We start from the raw sequence: 21,341 nt of genomic DNA on the forward strand, positions 1-21,341 counted from the left end.
GCGCCATGGATGGCGCCCACGAGCCTCCAGGGATGGATTCACGGCGTGTCCCGCCAACCCACCCACGCCGACCCGGCACGCCGCAAGCGAGCAACAACGCTCTGGCTCTTAAGCTCTTAAAAGCTCTGGCTTCAAAAAAAGCCCCACCCGATCAAACCAACAACTGCAGGATGTCGAGGTCGCCGTCGGAGAAGAAGTCGTAGCAGATCACCGCCAGCATCAGCACCCCCAGCGTCGTGGCCCCGTGCACGATCAGGATCGCGTGAGCCAGCGCGCGCGCCGAACGCCCCATCTTCAGACTCGCCCGGGCCAGCCCCTGCAGCCGCCCCGACACCGCGTGCGCATGCGCGATCACCGGCGCTTCCACCCCGTCCATCGCCTGCGCCATCAGCGCCTGCAACTGCTGCGGACGGTCCTCGTAATACTTCGCCACCCCGTAGCCGAACATCAGCCAATCGCGTGCCTGCGCCTGCGCCAGGTCCATCACCTCCAGCGGGTCTTCCTCGAAATCGATGAAGCCCACCTTCGCCCCGTCCCAGGTCAGGTTGCGCGGCAACGGCTGGCCGAAGTAGGCGCCCTTCGCATGCGCCGCCGCAATGGCCTGCATGGCCGCCGCCACCAGCACATCGCGCCCGCCCGCATCGGCCTGGCGCAGGCAGGTGTTGAACGAACTACCGTTGTCTTCCAGCACCAGCGCTGCATGGCCACTGCCGATCACGTGCGGCACGTTCACACCCTGCGCGGCCAGCTCGCCCAGACGGCGGGCCTCGGTTTCCTTCGCGGCATCGCCACCCCGATGCGGCGGCGGGCGCAGCGCATCCAGCTGGAAACGGTGTGCAACAAAATTGAGCAGGCCCAAGGCTACCGCGCGGCTTCCTTCGCCGTACTGCTTCAGCCAGGCACGTTGCCCTTCAATGACGATGGGCTCAACCATGACAGGTCTCCTGAAATGCATACGGCCCCAAATGGGGCCGTAATGAAAACGTCACGTTGTCGTAACGAGCACTATCAATAGCGCAGCAGAGCCGAACCCCACGTGAAGCCGCCACCGAAGGCTTCCAGCAACAGCAGCTGGCCACGCTCGACGCGGCCCGAACGGATCGCCACGTCCAGCGCCATCGGCACCGAGGCGGACGACGTATTGCCGTGCCTGTCCACCGTCACCACCACCTGCTCCATCGACATGTCCAGGCGCTTGGCCGTGGCTTCGATGATGCGCAGGTTGGCTTGGTGCGGGATCAGCCAGTCCAGATCGGCCTTGGTCAGCGCGTTCGCTTCCAGGGTTTCGTCAACGACCGAGTCCAGCGCCTTCACGGCGTACTTGAACACGTCGTTGCCCTTCATCAGGATCGCGCCGCGGGCGTTCTCGCCCTCGCCGAAACCGGCCGACACGCCCACCGGGTTCCACAGCAGCTCTTTCTTGCTGCCATCCGAATGCAGGTGGGTGCTCAGGATGCCGGTGTCTTCGTCGGCTTTCAGCACGACCGCGCCAGCGCCGTCGCCGAACAGCACGCAGGTGGTGCGCTCGGTCCAGTCGACGATCCGGGTCAGGGTTTCCGCACCGATGACCAGCACATGACGTGCATCACCGGAACGAATGAATTTGTCCGCCACGCTCAACGCGAACACGAAGCCCGAACAGGCGGCGTTGACGTCGAAGGCAGGGCACCCGCTCGCACCGAGCTTGGCCTGGATCAGGCACGCGGTGGAGGGGAAGATCAGATCGGGCGTGGTAGTACCCACCACGATCATGTCCAGCTGCGAAGCGTCGATACCGGCCGCTTCCAGCGCACGCACCGCGGCGTGATAGCCGAGGTCGCTGGTGGTTTCGTTTTCCGCTGCAATGTGCCGCTCACGGATACCCGTTCGCGACTGGATCCACTCATCGGTGGTGTCGACCATTTTCTCCAGATCCTGGTTGGTCAACACTTTTTCGGGCAAATAGCTACCAGTGCCCGCGATCCTCGAGTAGATCCGCTTGCTCATTGCATGTCCTGTAGCACGGCCATCAACACCGACAGCCGGGAAGAATGGAGTAAAGGCCGCTGCCCGACCGGGCAGCGGCCTTCACGGATCAATCTTCTTCGACGGCCGAATTCGACTTGGTCGCAATCACCTTCTTGCCACGGTAGAAACCGTCAGCGGTGATGTGGTGACGCAGATGCACTTCACCGGTGGTCGGATCGGTGGACAGCTGCTTGGCGCTCAGGGCGTCATGCGCACGGCGCATACCGCGGCGGGACGGGGTGACACGGGATTTCTGCACAGCCATGGGATTGCTCCAAACTCGGTTCGTTTTGCTTCGTCGTTTCGTCGCGCAGGACGCCAGCGCCCAGCACAGTCTTCGCTTTCGCCGCAGCCGCCGACGACAATCCGGCTGCTATTGTTTTTTCAGTGCCGCCAACGCCGCGAACGGATTGGCCTTGCTGATTTCTTCTTCGGTCGGTGCCCAGTCGCGGTCCACTGCCTGCCCATCGGGAGACAACGGCACAACGGGCACGGCCAGGACCAGTTCGTCCTCGACCAGTTCCAGCGGTCGCAGCATGCCGTCTTCGGGCACCAGCCACGGTTCGTACCCTTCCGGCAGCGAGGATTCTTCCTCTTCGCTGCGGATCAGGCCGAGCCGCTGCACCATCGAGACCGGCAGCAGGAAGCGCTGCAGGCTGCGCTGACAGATCAGCGGCAGCGCGGTTTCAATGGTCAGTTCAACATAGGATACCCGCAGGATGTCGTCGTGCGCGAATTCCAGTGCATAGGTGCACTGACCTTCGGTATCGGCAACAAGCCCTTGCAGGCGGGTCAATTCAGCTAGATTCACCTGGCCGTCGAAGCACCTGCGTGCTGCAACCATCCGCCAAGCATCCAGCAATTCGGGCACGTTCGCGGACATAAGCCGCTGAATGTTAAGGACCGTCTGCCCGGCTGTCAAATCCCTCGTGTACCGGCTTGCCCCGCCCGGCCACCGCGGCCAGACTGCCGAGCCCACCAACCGGTATTTTCGCATGCTTCCGCCCGTGCTTGCCTCCACGTCCCGCTACCGCCTGGAACTGCTGCAACGGCTGGGCCTGGCCCCCGACTGCGCACGCCCGGACGTGGATGAGACCCCGCAGCGGGGTGAAGCGCCGCGTGCAGTGGCGGTGCGTCTGGCACGGGCCAAGGCCGCCGAGGTGGCCGCCCGCTACCCCGGGCGCTGGGTGATCGGGTCGGACCAGGTCGCCGAGCTGAACGGTTCCCCGCTGGGCAAACCGGGCACGGTAGCCGCGGCGCAGGCACAGCTGGCGGCGATGTCCGGCCAGGTGGTGGCGTTCCATACGGCGGTCAGCCTGCACTGCGACGACCGGGAGCTGGCAGCCTGCGACCTGACCCGGGTGCACTTCCGCGCCCTGGATGCGGCCACGATCGCCCGCTACGTGGCTGCCGAACAGCCGCTGGACTGCGCCGGCAGTTTCAAATGCGAGGGGCTGGGCATCGCCCTGTTCGAGGCCATCGAGAACCGCGACCCCACCGCGCTGATCGGGCTGCCCCTGATCGCCACCAGCCAGCTGCTGCGCCAGGCCGGTTACACCCTGCCCTGATCCCTGCCGCCGCGCACGCTCAGCGCGCGGGCACCTGCAGTGCCTGCTCCTGCCACGGCTCCACGCTGCCGTCGCGCCCGTGCAGGCGCAGGCCCAGCCAATGCCTGCCCGGCGCCAGCGCGCGCGTATCGACCCGGGCGGTGAAGCCCACGTTGGGGTGCTGCGGATCGTTGGAGTTGGTCCAGAAGCTGGTGATGTCGTAGGTGCGGCCGTAGTCCGCCTCGGCCACGGCCTTGCCATCCAGCAGCACCTCCACCCGCGACAGCCCCACCCCGTCCTTGAAGGCCCAGCCGCGCACTTCCACCACGCCGGTCACGGCTGCGTCCGCCTGCGGCGTGTCGATCCAGGCCATCGCCGGGGTCACGCACGGGCCGGACGCGCGCTCGGCCGGCAGCTTGAACAGCAGGAAGCGCTGGTACCCGTGATCGTTGCTGACCACCCGCGGCGGCGGCAGCGGGCCGACCTGCTCGCACACCGCGTGGTAGCGCTGCAGCAGGTCGCGGTAACGCTGGTCGCTGGGCGACAGCACCAGCAGCATCGGCGCCTTGCGCTGGCCATCGTGCAACAGCCCCCACAGCCCCAGCTGCGCACTGCGACCGTGCTTGTCGTTGAGCGGGTGGCGCAGCACTTCGATGGACGGATCACGCAGCTGGAAGCCCAGCTCGGCGCCTACCTTGAAGTTGCCGGCCAGCACCCGGGTACCTTCGGGCATGCCGGACAGTTCGTCGCGCACCGCGGCGGCCAGCGGTTCCCAGCCAGCGAAATTGCGCGGGTAGTACTTGTCGCCGGCCAGCTGCTCGCGCAGGCTCGGCGTGGACGCCATCAGGTAGTACCCGAAGGCCAGCGCCAGGCCGGCACCGGCCAGCCACCAGCCGGTGCGCCGCAGCCAGCGCGGCCAGCCGTTGAGCACCACCGGCACCGCCACCAGCAGCGCCAGATACCCCGGCAACGGCCAGTGGAAGCTGATGCGCTCCACATCGGTGAAGAAGCCCAGCCCGAAGATCGCCACGGTGGAGACCGCGCCCACCAGACCGAAGTAGCGCCACTGCGCACGCGCACCGCCACCGCTGCGGGTGCCGGCCAGCGCCACCTTCCACATCGCCATGCACAGGATCGGGGTGACCAGCATCGGCTGGATCACCAGGAACCACAGACCACTCCATTCGAATGCCCACGGGTGGCGTTCGACCACCTGGAATTTCAGGCCGGCATCCTGGTTGTCGGCATTCCACGACAGCAGCGGCAACCACGCCAGCACCCCCACCGCCAGCGCCACCCACACGCGCGGATCGCGCAGCATGCGGCGCCCCTGCGGCAACAGCAGCAGGGCGATGAAGCCAACCACGATCACGCCGATGAAACGGTAATGGCTGAGCGCGCCGATCATCAGGCCCAGTGCCAGCTTCATGGCCGACGCAGCGTCGACGTTGCGCAGCAGGCGCGCGCCGGCATCCAGGCACAGCACCGCGGCCAGGGCCATCGGCACGTCCGGCACCGCCAGGATGCCCAGCGTGCCCGACAACGGCATCAGCAAGGTCAGGCTGCCGGCCTGCCAGCCCGCCACTGCACCGAACCAGCGCGTGGCAATGCGCGAGACCAACCACGGCAGCGCTGCGCCGATGGCCAGGAACGGCAGGCGCTGGGCCAGCACGTGCGCGCCGCCCAGTTCCACCCCGAGCCGCGACAGCCAGGCCGTCAGCCCCGGCAGGTCGGAATAGGCCGCGGCCAGGTGCTGGCCTTCCTGCCAGTAGAACGCTTCGTCCACGAACAACGGCAGACGCGCGGCGATCACCAGCTTTACTGCGGTGACCAGCGTCCACAACAGCAGAAAAATTGTGCGTGCGCGTTGTTCGCCCTGCATTGCTCTATAGAATCGAAGGAATCATCGACACGAGACGGACATGGAAAATTCGCCCCAGGTGCCAGCCATGCTAACCGATGTAGTGCGACAGGCCCTCCGCAGCGCCCAGGACCAGGTCAACGGGCTGGTGCTGGGCAAGGCACATGAAGTGCGGCTGGCGTTCGTCGCCCTGCTGTCGGGCGGTCACCTGTTGATTGAAGATCTGCCGGGCCTGGGCAAGACCACGCTGGCCCATGCGATGGCCTCCAGCCTCGGACTGGGCTTCCAGCGCGTGCAGTTCACCTCGGACCTGCTGCCCGCAGATGTGCTCGGCGTCTCGGTTTACGATGCCGCCAGCCGGCAGTTCCAGTTCCATCCCGGCCCGGTGTTCACCCACGTGCTGCTGGCCGACGAGATCAATCGCGCACCGCCGCGCACGCAGAGCGCGCTGCTCGAAGCGATGGCCGAACAGCAGGTCACCCTGGACGGTGTCACCCACCCGCTGCCCGATCCCTTCTTCGTGATCGCAACGCAGAACCCGGTGGACCTGTCGGGTACGTTCCCGCTGCCCGACTCGCAGCTGGACCGCTTCCTGCTGCGGCTGGCACTGGGCTACCCCAATGCCGAATCCGAACGCGAGCTGCTGCGCGGTACCGACCGCCGCCACCTGATCGCACAGGCGCAGCCACGCCTGGACGAGGCACAGGTGCGCACGCTGCGCGACGCGGCCCGCCAGGTGCATGCCAGCGACGCACTCATCCACTACGTGCAGGCCCTGCTTACCCGCAGCCGCCAGCACGCCGGCGTGCGCGTGGGGCTGTCGCCCCGCGCCGGGCTGGCCCTGCTGCACGCGGCCAAGGCGCATGCGCTGCTGCTCGGTCGCACGCACGTGGTGCCCGAAGACGTGCAGACCCTGTTCGTGGCCGTCGCCGGCCATCGCCTGGTGCCCGAAGCAGAAGCCAGCACCGGCCCGGCACTGGCCCGCGCGATCCTCCAGACCGTCGCGGTGGATTGAGATGCGCCGCGGCTGGGGAGACCGCTGGCAGAAGCTGCAGTTGCTGGCGCGGCCACGGCAGCCCGAAGCGTTGCCGCGCCGGCTGGACCGGCGCCGCATCTATGTGCTGCCCACCCGCTTCGGCATGTTCGTGACCACCCTGCTGGTGGCGATGTTGCTGGGCGCGCTGAACTACAACAACAACCCGGCATTGCTGCTGGCATTGCTGTTGGCCACCGTGGCGATTGCCAGCACCATCAGCGCGCACCTGCAGTTGTCCGGGCTGCAGATCGATGCGGTGTCGGCCGAACCGGTGCATGCCGGCCAGCCGATGCGGTTGCGGATCAGCCTGTCACGGCCCGACGCACGCGCACGACGCGGGCTGGAACTGGCCCTTGATCAGGCGGTGGCCTTCGGCCATCTGCTGGACACCGACCAGATCGAAGTGGACCTGATGCTGCCTACCGTGCGACGCGGCTGGCTCGACCTCACGCGCATCCGCATTTCCACCACCCAGCCGCTCGGCCTGGTGCGCGCCTGGTCGTGGGTGTGGCCCGACGCGCCGCTGCTGGTCTACGCCGCCCCCGAACTCCAGGCGCCCGCGCTGCCGGAAAGTGGCGGCGACCCGCTGCATACCCGCGTGCATGCCAGCGGCGATGAGCTGCATCAACTGCGCCCCTACCGCGCGGGCGACCCGCCGCGCAGCATCGCCTGGAAGCACTCGGCCCGGCGCGACACCCTGCTGGTGCGCGAGTATGAAAAACCGGTCGGCGTGGACGTGCTGCTGGACTGGCGGCAGCTGGCCGCGCTGCCGGTCGAAGCACGCATCGCGCGGCTGGCGCGCTGGGTGGACCTCGCCGAGCGCGATGGCCGCCGCTACACCCTGCAGTTGCCCGGGCAGCCGGTACTGGGGCCTGGCAATGGCAGCGCCCACCACCACCTGTGCCAACGCGCACTGGCGCTGATGCCGCATGGCTGAGCCCACCTCCCCCACCCTGAGCCCCAGCGCGCGGCGCTGGACCCTGGCCAGCGCCGCGCTCGGCCTGGTGCCGCTGCTGCTGCAGTTGCCTGACCTGCTCGCCGCCATCATCGCGCTGGTCGCGCTGGTGACCGCCCTGGCGGCCCGCCAACGCGTGCTGCCTGCCGTGCTGCGCCTGGCACTGGTGCTGTGCATGCTGGCCGCCATTTACTGGCAGATGGGCGCACGCCCCGGCCGCGATACCGGCTGCGCATTGCTGGCGGCCATGCTGGCACTGAAATCCAGCGAACTGCGCAGCCTGCGCGATGCCCGCAGCCTGCTCGGGTTTGCTCTGTTTGCCCCGTTCGCCGCCTTCCTGCTCGACCAGGGGCCGCTGACCATGGCGCTGGCCGTACTGGCCGCGCTGACCGCCCTGCTCGCCCTGCAGCGGCTGGCCCATGCCGAAGGCCAGGCGCCCAGCCCGCGCCTGGTCGGCCAACTGCGCGGCGTTGGCCGCCTGGTTGCACTGGGCCTGCCCTTGGCGTTGGCCGGGTTCTGGCTGTTCCCGCGCCTGAGCGAGCCGCTGTGGGGCATTCCCGACCGCGCGGTGGGCAAGCCGGGCCTGTCCGACCGCATGGAACCGGGGCAGTGGCTGGACCTGATGGCCGACGATGCGCCCGCCCTGCGCGTGACGTTCTTCGGCGCGGTGCCGGCGCCCGAGCAGCGCTACTGGCGCGGCCCGGTGATGAGCCGCTTCGATGGCCGCAGCTGGACCCGGGATCAGGACGCCCGGCAGCGCCCACCCGCCGCGGTCACCTCGGGCACGCTGCGCTGGGATTACCAGATCGACTACGAGCCCACCGACCGCCGCCAGCTGGTGGCATTGGACCTGCCGCTGCAGGCACCGCCCGGCAGCGCGCTGGATGCCGACCACAGCCTGCGCAGCCGCAGCAACCTGAGCACCCTGACCCGCTGGCGCCTGCAGTCCGCCCCGCCCAGCCGTTACCGCGACGCACTGCGGCCGTACGAGCGCCAGCAGGCACTGCAGCTGCCGGACGGCTTCAACCCGCGCACGGCCGCCCTGGCCCGGCAGTGGCGCGCCGAGGCCGGCAGCAACGATGCGGCCATCGTGGCGCGCGCGCTGGACTGGATCCGCGCCCGCTTCGCCTACAGCCTCACCACGCCGCTGCCCGGTCGCGATGGCGTGGACGAGTTCCTGTTCGACCAGCAGGTCGGCTTCTGCCAGCACTTCAGTTCGGCGTTCGTGGTGCTGATGCGCAACGCCGGCATTCCCGCACGCGTGGTGACCGGCTTTGCCGGCGGCGTGCGCAACCCCTACGGCAACTACTGGGTGGTGCGGCGCATGGATGCCCATGCCTGGGCCGAGGTGTGGTTGCCCGAGCGCGGCTGGGTACGCGTGGACCCGACCGCCGCGGTCGCCCCCGAGCGCATCTACGACACCTTGGAAGACCGTCTGCAGGGCGGCGGCGGGGCCACCCTGCAGAGCCGCTGGCTGCAGCTGGGCCAGGCCACCGACTGGCTGCGCCGGGGCTGGAACGACCTGGTGCTGTCCTTCGATGCCGATCGCCAGCAGCGCATGCTGCGCCCGCTGGGCATCGACAAGCTGGAACCGGCACAGCTGATTGCCGTTTTCACGGTCTTCGCGCTGGCCACGCTAGGCTGGATGGCGTGGCTGCTGGGCCGTGGCGAACGTGAGCGCGATCCATTGCTGCGCGCCTGGCACCGGCTGGGGCGGCGCTACGCCCGGCTTGGCCTGGCGCGTGACAGTGCCGAGCCAGCGGACCGCTGGGCCCAGCGCGTCCACCAGCAGCGGCCCGACCCGGCGCTGTTGTCGCTCAGCAGCCGTTTCGTTCTCGCGCGCTACGCTGGCGCGGACGTCGACCTCACTTCATTATTGCGCGACCTGCGCAGGCATCGCCCGTCCTCCGGAGCATCCCCATGAAGATCCAGATTCTGCTTCCCCTCGCTGCTTCGCTGGCGCTGGCCGCCTGCGCCACCGCGCCCAAACCGCTGCAAGGCCAGTTCAGCATGGTCAGCCCGCGCGATGCGGTGCCCACCCAGCAGGTGGGTACCCCGGTGCGCTGGGGTGGCCGCATCATCGAAACCAATCCGGTGCAGGGCCAGACCTGTTTCCAGATGATCTCGCGCCCGCTCAACGGCAGTGGCCGCCCGAGCACCACCTCGGCTGATGCAAGCGACGGCCGCTTCGTCGCCTGCCGCGCCGGCTTCTACGACCCGGCCGTGTTCGAGCCGGGCCGTGATGTGACCTTCATCGGCAAGATCGCCGGTTACGAGAACACCCGCATCGGCGAGTACGACTACCGCCTGCCCAAGCTGGATGCCGATGTCATCTACCTGTGGCCGGAACAGCGCCAGGTGGACGTGGTGCCGGCCTACCCGTACGGGCCGTGGGGTCCGGGCTGGGGCCCGGGCTGGGGCTACCGCGGTTGGGGCTGGTGGTAAGCGGGTAGATACCGACCGCAAAGGTAGCTGCCGACCGTTGGTCGGTACGCCTTGCAAAAAAAGCCGCCCAAGGGCGGCTTTTTTTTGTTCCACCGCGGGCCGATGCAGCGCGGTGTGGCATCGACCATCGCGTGCAGCCACCCATGGGGTGGCTCTACCCCGGGAGGCCGTCGGTGGGGGGTACCTCAGCCGTTCGGCGTGCCGAAGTGGCCCAGCGGCGCGCCGGCCAGCAGGTGCAGGTGGATGTGGAACACGGTCTGCCCCGCGTCCTCGCGGCAGTTCATGACGACGCGGTAGCCGTTCTGGGCGAAGCCTTCGCGGCGGGCGTACTCGGCCGCCGCCAGCGCCAGCTTGCCGATCAGGTGCGCCTGCGCGGGCTGCACGTCGTCCAGGGTCGGGATCGCCTCGTTCTTGGGAATGAAAAGCACGTGCACCGGCGCCTGCGGGGCGATGTCCTTGAAGCCGAGCACGTCGTCGTCCTCATAGACGATGGTGGCCGGGATTTCACGGCGGATGATCTTGCCGAACAGGGTGTCTTGGCTCATGGGGCACCTCTTGGAACAGGGGCTTGGAGAGTAGCGCGGATGCGCTGCCGGTTTCGACGGGTGCGGCGCGGTACACGGGCGCTGCGGTCAGCGCGGCCAGCGCGGCCAGCCGACCAACGGTCGGCTCTACCCTGTCGGCGCGGCGCGGTTGACGGGGGTCACTCCTGGATTTCGGTGCGCGTGCCGAAGGCGTGCGACAGCGTGCCGCGGTCCACGTATTCCAGTTCGCCGCCCAACGGCAGGCCCTGCGCCAACCGGCTGGGGCGCACCTTGTGCGCGCGTGCCAGCTGCGCCAGGTAGTGCGCGGTGGCTTCGCCTTCCACCGTGGCGCTGGTGGCGATGATCAGTTCCTGCACCTCGCCCTGTTTCAGGCGGGCCTCCAGCTGATCCAGGCCGAGTTCGCGCGGGCCCACGCCGTCCAGCGGCGACAACCTCCCCTGCAGCACGAAGTACACGCCGCGGAAACCGGTCGCATGTTCGATCGCCAACCGGTCGGCCGGCGATTCCACCGCACACAGCTGCTGCCGCTCACGGCTGCCGTTGGCGCACACCGCGCAGGTCTCGGTCTCGCTGAAATCGCGGCACTGCACGCAATGGCCGATGCGTTCGATGGCCTTGGCCAGCACCTCGGCCAGCTTCTGCCCGCCCACGCGCTCACGCTCGAGCACGTGGTAGGCCATGCGCTGGGCGGTTTTCTGGCCAACGCCCGGCAACACACGGAAGGCCTCGATCAATTGTTCGAGCAGGGGCAGGCTCATGGCGATGGGCTCATCTCAGAAACGAACGCGCGAAGCCCGAAGGCTTCGCGTCGTGGTCACCCCACCGGTACCGGGCACGGGCCCGGCACCTGCGGTGGGTCAGAACGGCAGCTTCATGCCCGGCGGCAACTGCATGCCGGCCGTGGCCGAGCCCATGCGGTTCTTCGATTCGGCGTCGATCTTGTTGGACGCATCGTTGAAGGCCGCCGCGACCAGGTCTTCGGTCATTTCCGCATCGCCCAGGATCGACGGATCGATACGCACCTTGCGGCACTCCTTGGTGCCGGTCAGGGTCACGCTGACCATGCCACCGCCGGCGCTGCCGGTGACTTCCAGCTTGGCGAGGTCTTCCTGGGCCTTCTGCAGGTTTTCCTGCATCTTCTGGGCCTGCTGCATCAATTGGGCGATGTTGCCGCGCATGTCGTGTTACTCATCAAAAGGACGGATGGAATCGGTCACGACCCGCGCGCCGTGCTGCTGGATAAGCACCTGCACCTGCGGGTCGGCCATGAAGGCGGCTTCGGCCGCCTGTTGCCGCTCGCCACGCTGGCGGTCGGAACGCTGGTGCAGCGTTTCGGCCTCGGCGTCGCCATGTTCGATCACGATCCGCGGGGTCTGCCCCAGCGGGCCGGACAGCGCATCGGTCAGCGCTGCCAGCGAACGGTCCGAACACAAGTACTCAAATCCGGGCGATACCGCCAGTTTCAAGATGCCGTGCTGAAAACTGATGAACGCCGCGTGGGCCGCCAGCTGCCGCGAGGGGCCGTTGAGCTGGCTCTGGGCGACCAGTTCCAGCCAGGCTTCGGGCGAGGCCAGGGCGATTGGCGCGGCAGCCCCTGCCACGGCGGCCGGCGCCGAGGGCGCAATGGCGATGCCTTGCGGGCGCGCCACGGCAGCCGGGGCCACCACGGGGGCCGGTGCTGGCGCGGCAGGACGCGCGGGCGGCGCCTCCCACGGTGCCACCATGGCCGCGTCGGGGCTGGCCAGTTCGGCGGCCAGCGCCTCGTCACGCTCTTCCGCACCGGCCTGGTGCCACGGCGGCAGGTCGTCTTCAGGCGCCGGCTCTGCCGCCGGCGGCGGGGTCTGCCGGGCGGGTTCCGGCGCCGCGGCCGGGGCAGCCACAGGGGCCGCCACCGCAACTACCGGGGCCACCGGGGTGACGCTGGCTGCGGCCGGTACCACCCGGGCGACCGGCGCGGCGGCCACGGCGGCAGGCGCTGCCGCCATGCCGCTGCCCTGGGCGGGGCTGCCGGCGCCGTTGTTCACCTCGGTGCCGGTGCCCGGATCGCGCGGCACCGGCGGTACCGCGGCAGCCGGGCGGAACGCCAGCATGCGCAGCACGGCCATTTCGAAGCCCGCACGCGGGCTCGGGGCCAGGTACAGGTCGCGTCGGCCACCCAGCGCCATCTGGTACCAGAGCTGCACCACTTCCGGGCGCAACCGCTGGGCGAAGGCCGCCGCATCGATACCCTCGCCGTCGGACTGCGCGCCCGGCACCAGTTGCTGCACCTGGATGCGGTGCAGGGCCTCGGCCAACGCCTCGAGCACGCCACTCCAGTCCGGCGAGAACTCGGCCAGCGCGGCGACCACCTGCAGCAGGCGCACGCCGTCGCCATCGGCCAGCGCGTCCAGCATGGCGGCCACCTGGGTGCGGTCGACCGTGCCCAGCATGGTGCGCACCACGTCTTCACGCAGCGCGCCGCCCGCGTAGGCGATGGCCTGGTCGAGCAGCGACAGACCATCACGCAGGCTGCCGTCGGCGGCCTTGGCCAGCTGCACGATCGCGGTCGGGTCGGACTCGATCTCCTCGGCCGCCAGGATCCTGGTCATCTGGCCCTGGATCTGGTCTTCGTCCAGCCGCTTCAGGTTGAACTGCAGGCAGCGCGACAGCACCGTCACCGGCAGCTTCTGCGGGTCGGTGGTGGCCAGCAGGAACTTCACGTGCTCCGGCGGCTCTTCCAGCGTCTTCAGCAGCGCATTGAACGCCGCCTTGGAAAGCATGTGCACTTCGTCGATCAGATAGACCTTGTACTTGCCACGCGAGGGCATGTACTGGGCGTTCTCGATCACCTCGCGGACATCATCCACGCCGGTGTTGGACGCGGCATCGATCTCGAGCAGGTCGATGTAGCGCCCGGCGTCGATATCCAGGCAGGCCGGGCACTGGCCGCACGGGTCGGCGCTGGTGCCCTGCTCGCAGTTCAGCGATTTGGCGAAGATACGCGCGATGGTGGTCTTGCCCACCCCGCGGGTACCGGTAAACAGGAACGCATGGTGCACCCGGCCGCTGTCCAGCGCATTGCTGAGCGCACGGACCACGTGTTCCTGGCCCACCAGCTCGGCAAAACGCTTCGGACGCCACTTGCGGGCAAGGACGAGATAGGACATCAGGCCACCGTCTTCATCGGGACGTCCATTGTGCCACGCCTGTCCAGTCCTCCCGCCCCGGCGGCGTACCGCTTGTGCGAATGCAATTCCCCCGCTAGAATCTGCGCCCCTGCAGCGGGTTATCGCAGCAGGTCCGGAGAGGTGTCCGAGCGGTTGAAGGAGCACGCCTGGAAAGTGTGTAAGCGTCTAAACCGCGCTTCGGGGGTTCGAATCCCCCTCTCTCCGCCACACACATGAAAAGGCCGCCCTACGGGGCGGCCTTTTTGTTTGCGCGACGCAAAAGAATCCCCGGTAGAGCCACCCCATGGGTGGCTTCGCTTCCCGGCGCGCAGCCACCCATGTGTGGCTCTACCCCTTGCCCAGCTCCCGCTTCAATGCATCCAGGGGCCGGCCGCCGCCGGTGACCTGTACCGGCCGGGTTTCCACCACCAGCAGGCCCGCGGCATCGCCGGACTCACCCAGGTGCACCCAGATATCCCGGTCGGCACGATGGATCACAAAGGTCTGGGCCGGGGCGTTGTAGATGTCCCCCAGCCCGCCCACATAGGTGACCGCCGCCTTGCTGTTGCCGATCGCGCCGGACGCCTCGGCAGGTAACGTCCCGCTGAAGATGCGCTGGCCGCCCAGTGACTCCACCCGCGCCTGCACGTGGCGGCTGAGCGCCAACGGCGAATACGGGTGCGCGCCGTCGCTGTGGATCATGGTCGAGTACACCGTTCCGTCCACCCACTCCACGCGGTCGCCGGTCCAGAACGGCACGCGGTCGAATCCGCCCTGGAGCTCGTCCTGGCGGACGTACCCCGCCGGCAGATCCAGATACGGGAATGGACCCAAGGGTGCACGCGATACCGGCAACGTGGCGACCTTGAATGCGGGCGGCGCCGAACCAGTGCCGGGTGCGGGCGACGATGCGGGCGCAGCGCCCGTTGTAGATGCCGCGTCCTGCGCGACGTCGGGCGCAGGCTGGCAGGCGGCCATGGCCAGCACCAGGCCTGAGTAGAACGCGCCGCGCAGCAGGCGCAGACGCATCGGCCTGGGCTGCGTCGTCATCGGGCGCGCCGTAGGTGCGGGTTCATTGCAGACACGGGGTGCAGCATGCGACATGTTGATGATCCTCATCACGCCCGGCGTGGGCATCCATTCCCTGTGTAGCAAGCATAGCAACGGGCGACGCGGATCCGCATGCGTCACGGCAGCATGCTCCAGTGCACCTTGCCGCGATGGCCCTTGCGCAGGCACAACCCGCGCGCGGGAAATGCCACGACGGTGTCGGTGTCCCCCACGGTCACCTCGCCTGGATGCAGCGTCCAGCGCGCGTCCGGCGCCGGTGGCGGAATATCGAAGCGGATCATGATGGCCTGATTGAGGTCTCCGCCCTGGCGCGGCCCCCAGATGACATCGCTGTTGAGGTCGAGCCGGCGCGCGTCGTACCGCTCCGGGCGGCGCTGGCGGGCGCTCAATGCCGTGCTGAAACCGCGATACAACGCCGGATCGGCGGCGATGCGTTGGCCGTCTTCGCGGACCAGGTACGCCCCCGCCGAGGAATACCACAGCGGTACCGGCGCTTCGCCCGGGCCCCACACGGATGGCGCGTACGGGCCGTGCCGGCGCGTGTCGTAGCGCCGCCGCCCTTCATTGCTCGCGCTCAACGCCAGCCACACCACGTTGTCCGCCTGGCCCGGCGCGGTCTCCACCAGCCAGTAGTCCAGCACCAGCGCGATGCGGCGTGCCGGCTGCCCCGCCGTCGGCGGCAGCGTCGCCTGTACCGGCGCGTGACCGACGGTGTCGCAGACCACGGCCGTGTCCTTGACCACGTACGTGCACCCCGACACCGACGACGCCAGCACGACGCATGCGGCGATCTTCGCTCTGAACATTCCGGCCTCCTGCCTCACCTGTCCGCCCCGATGGTAGCGCGGCGGACCAGCAGCGGGTTCCGTGGCACAGTCGCGCTACCCCGCCACTGCCAGCCGTCCCATGTCCACGATCCGCGCCTTCACCGCCGCCGATGCACCCGCCTGCCTGGCCATCTTCGATGGCAATGTGCCGCGCTTCTTCGGCGCGCATGAACGTGCGGACTTTTCCACCTACCTGCAGCAGCCTGCGCGCGCTGCGGACTATCGGGTGATCGAACGCGGCGACCGGGTGGTGGCCTGCGGCGGATTGGCGATGGACGACGCGCTGACCGCCGCGTTCTGCTGGGGCATGGTCGACCACACCGTGCACCGGCAGGGGTTGGGCCGTGAGCTGGCACAGGCGCGCCTGCAGCAGGCACGCGCACGTGGCGCGCGCCGCGTGGTGCTGAGCACCAGCCAGCACACCTGCGACTTCTACAGCGCATTGGGATTCGGCATCACCCGGGTCGTGACCGATGGCCACGGCCCGGGCCTGGACGCGGTGGACATGCAATGCGTGCTGTCGCTGGGTTGAACGCCGAAAGGTATGCGCGCAGGGCCACCACGCAGGGCGTGGCGCCCTCGCCGCTACCGCATGGACTCAGGTGCTCGACAGCTTCATCAGCACCAGCCCGCTCACGATCAGCACCGCCGCGGCGATACGCATCGCACTCACCTGCTCGCCCAGGAACGCGATGCCGATGATGAACGCCCCCACTGCGCCAATACCGGTCCAGATCGTGTACGCGGTGCCCAGGGGCAAGGTGCGCATGGCCAGCGACAACAGCCAGAAACTGGCGATCATGGTGACCACGGTGATGATGCTGGGGGTGAGCTTGCTGAAGCCGTCGGACTGCTTCATCGCGAACGCCCAGACAATTTCCAGTACGCCGGCTGCCAACAGATAGATCCAGGCCATGTGGCCCTCCTTTGATAGGGGCCAGGCCGTCCTGGTCAGTGTGTCCCGCTGCGGGGGAGGCCGTTCCTCCTGCGGCGATTCTAGCAACGCCGGACCATGGCCGACACCTGCATGCCCGGCGCTTTTCGCGGGGTTCAGCCCGTGGCTACAGCCGATTCAGCTACGTGGACGCGCGGCAGGCGTGGCATCCTGACCCGCCTTGGCGCAGGAAGGCCCGCATGACGCTTGATTCGACACTCGCCCCTTGGCTGGAACAGGCGCTGCAGTCGCCACTCCCCGACGCGGTGGTGGGCCTGTCATTCAACCTCAGCGAAGGTGCGGCGGGCGACGATGCCGGCTTCTGCATCGAACTGGTCGGTACCGACCGTTTCGATGCACAGGATCCTGACTGGGCCTGTGATGAAGTCTGGGCACCGGAGGTCCGCGAAATCGAAGTGCCGTATTCGCTGACCGGCCACCACTGGGAAGATTGCCTGACCGCGCTGCACACCGCGTTGCTCCAGGCCCTGGCCACGCCCCGCTTCGGCCCGCGCCTGACCGCGCAGGTGCAGGGCATCGGGCTGGGCTTCGTCGATGGCGACCTGCAGCTGCTGTGGCAGCGTGACGGCTGAGTGGCGCGCCGCTGGTACTGCACGCGGCGCATGCGCTAGAATGCGCGACTGCACTGCGGGGCTTTCCCTGCACTGCACCTCCGGCACCCGCTGATTTCGATCACCCGGTGTCTGGAACGTCTCTATGGTGGCCCCGTCGGCCCCTCGCGACGCTAGGTCGAAAATCCCGCCAGGGCCGGAAGGCAGCAACGGTATCGATCGACGCGGGCGCCGAGGTCAGCCGGCGGGGCCGCCACCTTTTTGGGCCCTTGCCATCGCGGGCGTAGCGCCGATCGTTGGTCGGCTGCCCCGTAGCGCCGATCGTTGGTCGGCTGCCCCGTAGCGCCGACCGTTGGTCGGCTGCCCTCAACGCTCCGCGGAATTCGACGTCAGCCGACCAACGGTCGGCGCTACGCCGGGCGTGCCCTGGTGGAACAGCACGCGCCACCCCGCATCGTGCAGCCGCCACAACGAACTGCGCAGCACCGCGCGCTGGCGCACACCGTCGACCACATACCAGCTGCAATAGCGCACCTGCGCCACGGTCGGGGCCAGCAGGGAAACGCGGTAGTCGTCGGAGATGATCTCCACCACGGCGCGCTCGGCGGGAATCTCAGCCAGCGCGGCAGCGCGCCCGTAACAGGTGCCCGAGCTGCCGATTTCACTGAACTCCGGATCGAGTAGTGCGTCCAGGCGCGCGGCATCGGCACGCACCACCGGGTCATGCAGGGCGCGCTCGAGCGCTTCCAGATGGGCGGCAAGCGCGGTGCTGTCCGTCGCCTGCGCCATGCTCAGGGCGGATCCTGCGTCAGCACGTGCAGGGCGGTCGGCGCGGCCAGCGCCACGCATTGCCCCGGCACCGCCACGCGATGCCCGCGCTGGCGAAGCGCGGCCCCATCGGCCTCGCTGGCGTAGTGGTACAGCATCATCCGCGCCTGCAGCGCACCGCTGTACTCACGTTCCAGGTCGTCCACGCCGGTATGCGACGGGTTGCCGTGCAGGCCGCAGTCGTGGGCGATCAGTTCGTTGTCGTCGGCGTAGCGGGCCAGCATTTCCGGAATCGGGCGGGTATCGCCGCTCCAGGTCACCGCGCCCTTGAGGCGCAGGCCATAGGCGGTTTCCGGCCAGTGGTGGCGCACCGGGAACACTTCCAGGCGCACCCCGTCGTGCCAGAACGCATCGCCCACCACGATCAGCTGGAAGGCGTCCCAGAAGTTGGCGCCGCCCTCGGCCAGCACGTTGGGATAGTCGGCCACGCGCTTGTGCAGCAGCGGCACCACCGTGGCCGGCACGTACACGCGGATGCGTCCGCGCCGGTGCGGCGAAAAATACGCATCCACGAACAACCGCTCGAAACCGGCCACGTGGTCCAGGTGCACATGGGTGACGAACAGCGCCTGCGGCACCTGCCCGTACTGCGCCAGGAAGGCGGTCAGGCCTTCCCCACCGCAGTCGATGGTGAGCCACGGCCGGCCGTCACGCTCGATCACCGCCATCGGCGAGCCCAGCTGCACGGCCGACGCATTGCCGACCCCCATGAAGCGCAGTGCCCAGTCCATCAGTAGCCCCGGTTCCAGGCCAGGTCGTAGGCGCGGCGCAGCCGTGCATAGTCTTTTTCCACGTCTTCCACGCTGCGCTCGCCGCGCAGCTTGAGCAACGACCGCAGCAGGCGTTTGAGATTGCGCTCGCGCCAGCGCGTGGCCGGAATGCGCTGCACGCCGCGGTCGAAGTCGATCAACCAGCCGTGGCCGTTGGCATCGAACAGGATGTTGTGTGCGTTGAGGTCGGCGTGGTCCAGCCCGGCGCGATGGAAGCGCGCGACCAGCCGGCCGGTTTCCTCCCACGGGGCGCCGCGCCCGGCGACCAGCGCGCGGTCGGCCAGCGAGCGTACGCCCTCCAGCCGCTCCATCAGGATGGCGGCGCGGTAGCGCATGCCCTCGCGCATGTAGAACGCGGCGATCGGGCGCGGTACCGGCAGCTTCAGCGCGCGCAGGGCGCGCATCAGGCGGAATTCGGCAAAACTGCGGGTGCGGTCGGCGCCGCGCCACAGGTAGGCGTCGCGGCTCAGCTTGGCCGCCATGCCGCCGCGCAGGTACTGGCGCAGCACGCATTGGCCGAACGGCGCATCCACGAACCAGGCACCACCGCGACCGCCATCACCGACCGGCCGCGCCCGCTCGGCCCAGTGGGCCGGCGAGAACAACTCGATCTCGGCTTGCCGCAGCCGTTCGCGGTCGAACAGAATGGCACCCAGTCCGCGTCCATCACGGCAGGGCGTCAGCGCTTCATTGGCGTCGAATGCGACCATTCCTTCGAGTCTAACAACACCATGGCACCAACGTCCTCTTCCTTGTGTCTTTTGCGTTTGTCCGCCCTGGGCGATGTCACCCACGTGGTGCCGCTGGTGCGGACCCTGCAGCAGGCCAGGCCGGGCACGCCGCTGCACTGGATCATCGACAAGGCCGGGCACAAACTGCTCGACGGCCTGCCCGGCGTGGTCTTCCACCCCTACGACAAGAAGACCGGCCTGGCCGGCATGCGGGCGCTGAAGGCGACCTTCCCGCCCGGCCGTTTCGAAGCGCTGCTGCAGATGCAGGTGGCCTTCCGCGCCAATGTGCTGTCGGCGTTCGTGCCGGCCGTGCGCCGCATCGGCTACGACAAGGCGCGTTCGAAGGACCTTCACGGGCTTTTCATCAACGAACGCATTCCCGACCGCCCCGGCATCCACGTGCTGGACGCGATCGGCAGCTTCAGCGAGCCGCTGGGCATCGTCCAGCACCAGGTCAGCTGGGATCTGGCGGTGCCGCCTGCCGCGGTGGAATGGGCGCAGGCGCAGTGGCAGGACGACGGCCGCCCGGTGCTGATGATCTCGCCCTGCTCCAGCCATGTGCGCCGCAACTGGTACGCCGACCGCTACGCCGCCGTGGCCAACCATGCCACCGCGCGCGGCTGGCGGGTGGTGCTGTGCGGGGGCCGCAGTGAACTGGAGCGCGGCATGAGCGATGCCATCCTGGCCCAGCTGGATACCCCGGCGCTGGACCTGGTGGGCAAGGACACGCTGAAGCAGCTGCCGGCGCTGCTGGCGCGTGCCGCGCTGGTGATGACCCCGGACTCCGGCCCGATGCACATCGCCAACGCCATGGGCACCAAGGTGCTGGGCCTGCACGCGGCCAGCAACCCGCACCGCAGCGGCCCCTACTCCGACCGGCGCTACTGCGTGGACCGTTACGACGATGCCGCGCGAAAGTTTTTGGGCAAGCCGGCCAGCGAACTGAAGTGGGGCGCGAAGGTCGAGTTCGACGACGTGATGCAGTTGATCACGGTGGAGGACGGGATTGCGGCGTTCGAGCGCTACGTGGCCGATCACCGGCCCGGGTAATCGGTTGGCCGGGAACGTCCTCCGACGTCAGGCGATGCGGGGTTGCCGGCCAGCGGCCGGCACTACCTTGCGGCGTGGTGGTTGACGGCCAGCGGCCGGCATTACCGGGCCGCGTAATCCTTGTACGACTTCTCTTCCACGTAGCTCGAGCCCAGCGCCAGGTTGATGGCCTTCTTGATGCGGGCGCGCTCGTCGTTCTGCAGGTACACGCTGCGGGCCAGCGCAACGAAGTCCTCGTTGAAGGCCTGCGCCTTGTCCTGCAGGCGGATGTTGTCCTCGATGTCCCACAGGCGCTCGTTGACCGCCTTCAGGTCGGCACGCAGGCGCGCGATGTCCTTGACCGCGGCCGGGTGCGCCATCCAGGTCTTGTCCAGCGCGCTCAGCTCGGCGTGGATGTTGGCCAGCTTGGCCGCATCGTCGATGCGCTCGGATTTGATCTGCAGGATCGAGATCTTGTCCAGCAGCTCGCCAAAGGACACGGGAACAAGGATTTCAGCGGTCATGGGGGCCATCCGTTACAGGTGGCCGCCAGTTTAACGGACGTGGCGTGGAACGCAGGTGGGCGGTTGTCAGCCGTTGCTCCTGCCTTCGCGTTCGGCAGTGTCTCCGTTGGCGCGCAACCCGAACCAAGGCACAAGCCCCTCTGTTGAGGGGCTGCCCCGACAGGGGCGGGGAGAGGCAGGCAAAGGGACCGGGCCCAAACGCTGCACAGCAGCGTTTGGGGCGACGGCGCGCAGCGCCGTCGCATCCCGCGCCAGACACAAAGAAAAAGGGCCGCCCAACGGGCAGCCCTTTTTCTTTGTGTCTGGCGGAGAGGGGGGGATTCGAACCCCCGAGGCGCTATAAACGCCTGCCTGATTTCGAGTCAGGTACATTCAACCGCTCTGCCACCTCTCCAGATGGTCCCGGCGAACCGGGACGCGAATGATACGGGCAGGACGCGCTGACGACAAGTCATTCCGCACCGGCGAAGTGAATTTCTTCTGTATGGATGCCTTGCCGGATGTCCGGCGGGC

General features: G+C 68.4%; 24 protein-coding genes, 2 tRNA genes and 1 other RNA gene. 10 read left to right on the top strand and 17 right to left on the bottom strand.

Annotation, left to right across the window (positions count from 1 at the left end):
• Positions 1–151: 151 nt before the first annotated feature.
• The 4 genes from DX03_RS15185 to DX03_RS15200 form a co-directional block, all read right to left on the bottom strand.
• Positions 152–934 carry a BUD32 family EKC/KEOPS complex subunit gene (locus DX03_RS15185; RefSeq protein ID WP_038690086.1) on the bottom strand — a complete coding sequence of 261 codons (783 nt, stop codon included), beginning with the start codon at positions 932–934 and terminating at the stop codon, positions 152–154.
• A gap of 74 nt (positions 935–1,008) precedes the next feature.
• A complete protein-coding gene (locus DX03_RS15190) occupies positions 1,009–1,986 on the bottom strand; it encodes a beta-ketoacyl-ACP synthase III (protein WP_038690087.1) in 978 nt (325 codons plus the stop codon).
• Positions 1,987–2,074: 88 nt separating this feature from the next.
• A complete protein-coding gene (rpmF, locus tag DX03_RS15195) occupies positions 2,075–2,272 on the bottom strand; it encodes a 50S ribosomal protein L32 (RefSeq protein ID WP_038690090.1) in 198 nt (65 codons plus the stop codon).
• A gap of 108 nt (positions 2,273–2,380) precedes the next feature.
• A complete protein-coding gene (locus tag DX03_RS15200; protein WP_038690091.1) occupies positions 2,381–2,890 on the bottom strand; it encodes a YceD family protein in 510 nt (169 codons plus the stop codon).
• A 112-nt stretch (positions 2,891–3,002) separates the two neighbouring features.
• Between DX03_RS15200 and DX03_RS15205 the strand changes: the two genes are divergently transcribed.
• Positions 3,003–3,575 (top strand): Maf family protein, encoded by a 573-nt coding sequence (locus DX03_RS15205; RefSeq protein WP_038690093.1) that lies wholly within the window; start codon positions 3,003–3,005, stop codon positions 3,573–3,575.
• Between the two features lie 19 nt (positions 3,576–3,594).
• Here the strand turns inward: DX03_RS15205 and DX03_RS15210 are convergent, their stop codons facing one another.
• Complete coding sequence (locus tag DX03_RS15210) at positions 3,595–5,436, bottom strand: glycosyltransferase family 39 protein (protein WP_038690095.1); 1,842 nt, start codon at positions 5,434–5,436, stop codon at positions 3,595–3,597.
• Positions 5,437–5,503: 67 nt separating this feature from the next.
• Between DX03_RS15210 and DX03_RS15215 the strand changes: the two genes are divergently transcribed.
• From DX03_RS15215 to DX03_RS15230, 4 genes are read left to right on the top strand one after another with little or no spacing between them, the layout of a single operon-like run.
• Positions 5,504–6,430, top strand: coding sequence for an AAA family ATPase (locus DX03_RS15215; protein WP_425598281.1), 927 nt, complete (start codon positions 5,504–5,506; stop codon positions 6,428–6,430).
• 1 nt (position 6,431) lies between these two features.
• Positions 6,432–7,388, top strand: coding sequence for a DUF58 domain-containing protein (locus DX03_RS15220; protein ID WP_038690099.1), 957 nt, complete (start codon positions 6,432–6,434; stop codon positions 7,386–7,388).
• Positions 7,381–9,330, top strand: coding sequence for a transglutaminase TgpA family protein (locus DX03_RS15225; protein WP_038690101.1), 1,950 nt, complete (start codon positions 7,381–7,383; stop codon positions 9,328–9,330). Before DX03_RS15220 ends, DX03_RS15225 begins: the two co-directional genes overlap by 8 nt.
• A complete protein-coding gene (locus tag DX03_RS15230) occupies positions 9,327–9,851 on the top strand; it encodes a Slp family lipoprotein (protein WP_038690103.1) in 525 nt (174 codons plus the stop codon). Before DX03_RS15225 ends, DX03_RS15230 begins: the two co-directional genes overlap by 4 nt.
• Before the next feature lie 185 nt (positions 9,852–10,036).
• Here DX03_RS15230 and DX03_RS15235 read toward each other — a convergent pair whose 3' ends face one another.
• From DX03_RS15235 to dnaX, 4 genes are all read right to left on the bottom strand, one after another.
• Positions 10,037–10,396, bottom strand: coding sequence for a histidine triad nucleotide-binding protein (locus DX03_RS15235; RefSeq protein ID WP_038690105.1), 360 nt, complete (start codon positions 10,394–10,396; stop codon positions 10,037–10,039).
• 158 nt (positions 10,397–10,554) lie between these two features.
• Entirely contained in the window at positions 10,555–11,154 is a 600-nt protein-coding gene (gene recR, locus DX03_RS15240) for a recombination mediator RecR (RefSeq protein WP_038690108.1), read from the bottom strand.
• Between the two features lie 99 nt (positions 11,155–11,253).
• Positions 11,254–11,574 carry a YbaB/EbfC family nucleoid-associated protein gene (locus DX03_RS15245; protein ID WP_038690110.1) on the bottom strand — a complete coding sequence of 107 codons (321 nt, stop codon included), beginning with the start codon at positions 11,572–11,574 and terminating at the stop codon, positions 11,254–11,256.
• Positions 11,575–11,580: 6 nt separating this feature from the next.
• Positions 11,581–13,542, bottom strand: a complete 1,962-nt coding sequence (gene dnaX / locus DX03_RS15250) for a DNA polymerase III subunit gamma/tau (protein WP_038690112.1) — start codon at positions 13,540–13,542, stop codon at positions 11,581–11,583.
• 135 nt (positions 13,543–13,677) lie between these two features.
• On the opposite strand from dnaX, the gene DX03_RS15255 reads away from it, so the two are divergent.
• Positions 13,678–13,770, top strand: a tRNA-Ser gene (locus tag DX03_RS15255).
• A 120-nt stretch (positions 13,771–13,890) separates the two neighbouring features.
• Here DX03_RS15255 and DX03_RS15260 read toward each other — a convergent pair.
• Both DX03_RS15260 and DX03_RS15265 read right to left on the bottom strand, forming a co-directional pair.
• On the bottom strand, positions 13,891–14,571 hold the full coding sequence (locus DX03_RS15260) for a hypothetical protein (RefSeq protein WP_051598882.1): 681 nt from the start codon (positions 14,569–14,571) through the stop codon (positions 13,891–13,893).
• A 158-nt stretch (positions 14,572–14,729) separates the two neighbouring features.
• Positions 14,730–15,419, bottom strand: coding sequence for a hypothetical protein (locus DX03_RS15265; RefSeq protein ID WP_185753365.1), 690 nt, complete (start codon positions 15,417–15,419; stop codon positions 14,730–14,732).
• 100 nt (positions 15,420–15,519) lie between these two features.
• On the opposite strand from DX03_RS15265, the gene DX03_RS15270 reads away from it, so the two are divergent.
• Positions 15,520–15,972 (top strand): GNAT family N-acetyltransferase, encoded by a 453-nt coding sequence (locus DX03_RS15270; protein WP_038690116.1) that lies wholly within the window; start codon positions 15,520–15,522, stop codon positions 15,970–15,972.
• A gap of 66 nt (positions 15,973–16,038) precedes the next feature.
• Here the strand turns inward: DX03_RS15270 and DX03_RS15275 are convergent, their stop codons facing one another.
• Positions 16,039–16,356, bottom strand: a complete 318-nt coding sequence (locus DX03_RS15275) for a DMT family transporter (protein WP_038690118.1) — start codon at positions 16,354–16,356, stop codon at positions 16,039–16,041.
• 218 nt (positions 16,357–16,574) lie between these two features.
• Between DX03_RS15275 and DX03_RS15280 the strand changes: the two genes are divergently transcribed.
• Positions 16,575–16,967, top strand: a complete 393-nt coding sequence (locus DX03_RS15280; protein ID WP_038690120.1) for a hypothetical protein — start codon at positions 16,575–16,577, stop codon at positions 16,965–16,967.
• A 133-nt stretch (positions 16,968–17,100) separates the two neighbouring features.
• Positions 17,101–17,197, top strand: an RNA gene (ffs, locus tag DX03_RS20790) — signal recognition particle sRNA small type.
• A 115-nt stretch (positions 17,198–17,312) separates the two neighbouring features.
• Here the strand turns inward: ffs and DX03_RS15285 are convergent.
• From DX03_RS15285 to DX03_RS15295, 3 genes are read right to left on the bottom strand one after another with little or no spacing between them, the layout of a single operon-like run.
• A complete protein-coding gene (locus DX03_RS15285) occupies positions 17,313–17,735 on the bottom strand; it encodes a nuclear transport factor 2 family protein (protein WP_051598883.1) in 423 nt (140 codons plus the stop codon).
• 2 nt (positions 17,736–17,737) lie between these two features.
• A complete protein-coding gene (locus tag DX03_RS15290) occupies positions 17,738–18,505 on the bottom strand; it encodes an MBL fold metallo-hydrolase (protein WP_038690122.1) in 768 nt (255 codons plus the stop codon).
• The gene (locus DX03_RS15295; RefSeq protein WP_038690124.1) at positions 18,505–19,254 is read right to left on the bottom strand and encodes a 3-deoxy-D-manno-octulosonic acid kinase; all 750 of its coding nucleotides are present in this window, start codon (positions 19,252–19,254) and stop codon (positions 18,505–18,507) included. Before DX03_RS15295 ends, DX03_RS15290 begins: the two co-directional genes overlap by 1 nt.
• A gap of 21 nt (positions 19,255–19,275) precedes the next feature.
• Between DX03_RS15295 and DX03_RS15300 the strand changes: the two genes are divergently transcribed.
• Positions 19,276–20,325 (top strand): glycosyltransferase family 9 protein, encoded by a 1,050-nt coding sequence (locus DX03_RS15300; protein ID WP_038690126.1) that lies wholly within the window; start codon positions 19,276–19,278, stop codon positions 20,323–20,325.
• Between the two features lie 101 nt (positions 20,326–20,426).
• Here the strand turns inward: DX03_RS15300 and DX03_RS15305 are convergent, their stop codons facing one another.
• Complete coding sequence (locus DX03_RS15305) at positions 20,427–20,828, bottom strand: DUF6165 family protein (protein ID WP_038690128.1); 402 nt, start codon at positions 20,826–20,828, stop codon at positions 20,427–20,429.
• A 303-nt stretch (positions 20,829–21,131) separates the two neighbouring features.
• Positions 21,132–21,222: transfer RNA gene (locus DX03_RS15310), tRNA-Ser, on the bottom strand.
• Between the last annotated feature and the right edge of the window lie 119 nt (positions 21,223–21,341).

The organism is Stenotrophomonas rhizophila, assembly GCF_000661955.1.
Taxonomy (GTDB): Bacteria; Pseudomonadota; Gammaproteobacteria; order Xanthomonadales; family Xanthomonadaceae; genus Stenotrophomonas; species Stenotrophomonas rhizophila.

What these genes read in the sequence shown, in the direction of transcription:
- DX03_RS15280 (WP_038690120.1), top strand. Translation starts at nt 16,575, where the DNA reads ATGACGCTTGATTCGACACTCGCCCCTTGGCTGGAACAGGCGCTGCAG.
- recR (WP_038690108.1), bottom strand. Translation starts at nt 11,154, where the DNA reads ATGAGCCTGCCCCTGCTCGAACAATTGATCGAGGCCTTCCGTGTGTTG.
- DX03_RS15210 (WP_038690095.1), bottom strand. Translation starts at nt 5,436, where the DNA reads ATGCAGGGCGAACAACGCGCACGCACAATTTTTCTGCTGTTGTGGACG.
- DX03_RS15225 (WP_038690101.1), top strand. Translation starts at nt 7,381, where the DNA reads ATGGCTGAGCCCACCTCCCCCACCCTGAGCCCCAGCGCGCGGCGCTGG.
- DX03_RS15265 (WP_185753365.1), bottom strand. Translation starts at nt 15,419, where the DNA reads ATGTTCAGAGCGAAGATCGCCGCATGCGTCGTGCTGGCGTCGTCGGTG.
- DX03_RS15200 (WP_038690091.1), bottom strand. Translation starts at nt 2,890, where the DNA reads ATGTCCGCGAACGTGCCCGAATTGCTGGATGCTTGGCGGATGGTTGCA.
- DX03_RS15300 (WP_038690126.1), top strand. Translation starts at nt 19,276, where the DNA reads ATGGCACCAACGTCCTCTTCCTTGTGTCTTTTGCGTTTGTCCGCCCTG.
- DX03_RS15290 (WP_038690122.1), bottom strand. Translation starts at nt 18,505, where the DNA reads ATGGACTGGGCACTGCGCTTCATGGGGGTCGGCAATGCGTCGGCCGTG.
- DX03_RS15285 (WP_051598883.1), bottom strand. Translation starts at nt 17,735, where the DNA reads ATGGCGCAGGCGACGGACAGCACCGCGCTTGCCGCCCATCTGGAAGCG.
- rpmF (WP_038690090.1), bottom strand. Translation starts at nt 2,272, where the DNA reads ATGGCTGTGCAGAAATCCCGTGTCACCCCGTCCCGCCGCGGTATGCGC.
- DX03_RS15270 (WP_038690116.1), top strand. Translation starts at nt 15,520, where the DNA reads ATGTCCACGATCCGCGCCTTCACCGCCGCCGATGCACCCGCCTGCCTG.
- dnaX (WP_038690112.1), bottom strand. Translation starts at nt 13,542, where the DNA reads ATGTCCTATCTCGTCCTTGCCCGCAAGTGGCGTCCGAAGCGTTTTGCC.
- DX03_RS15275 (WP_038690118.1), bottom strand. Translation starts at nt 16,356, where the DNA reads ATGGCCTGGATCTATCTGTTGGCAGCCGGCGTACTGGAAATTGTCTGG.
- DX03_RS15305 (WP_038690128.1), bottom strand. Translation starts at nt 20,828, where the DNA reads ATGACCGCTGAAATCCTTGTTCCCGTGTCCTTTGGCGAGCTGCTGGAC.
- DX03_RS15235 (WP_038690105.1), bottom strand. Translation starts at nt 10,396, where the DNA reads ATGAGCCAAGACACCCTGTTCGGCAAGATCATCCGCCGTGAAATCCCG.
- DX03_RS15295 (WP_038690124.1), bottom strand. Translation starts at nt 19,254, where the DNA reads ATGGTCGCATTCGACGCCAATGAAGCGCTGACGCCCTGCCGTGATGGA.
- DX03_RS15245 (WP_038690110.1), bottom strand. Translation starts at nt 11,574, where the DNA reads ATGCGCGGCAACATCGCCCAATTGATGCAGCAGGCCCAGAAGATGCAG.
- DX03_RS15215 (WP_425598281.1), top strand. Translation starts at nt 5,504, where the DNA reads ATGCTAACCGATGTAGTGCGACAGGCCCTCCGCAGCGCCCAGGACCAG.
- DX03_RS15260 (WP_051598882.1), bottom strand. Translation starts at nt 14,571, where the DNA reads ATGCGTCTGCGCCTGCTGCGCGGCGCGTTCTACTCAGGCCTGGTGCTG.
- DX03_RS15185 (WP_038690086.1), bottom strand. Translation starts at nt 934, where the DNA reads ATGGTTGAGCCCATCGTCATTGAAGGGCAACGTGCCTGGCTGAAGCAG.
- DX03_RS15205 (WP_038690093.1), top strand. Translation starts at nt 3,003, where the DNA reads ATGCTTCCGCCCGTGCTTGCCTCCACGTCCCGCTACCGCCTGGAACTG.
- DX03_RS15230 (WP_038690103.1), top strand. Translation starts at nt 9,327, where the DNA reads ATGAAGATCCAGATTCTGCTTCCCCTCGCTGCTTCGCTGGCGCTGGCC.
- DX03_RS15220 (WP_038690099.1), top strand. Translation starts at nt 6,432, where the DNA reads ATGCGCCGCGGCTGGGGAGACCGCTGGCAGAAGCTGCAGTTGCTGGCG.
- DX03_RS15190 (WP_038690087.1), bottom strand. Translation starts at nt 1,986, where the DNA reads ATGAGCAAGCGGATCTACTCGAGGATCGCGGGCACTGGTAGCTATTTG.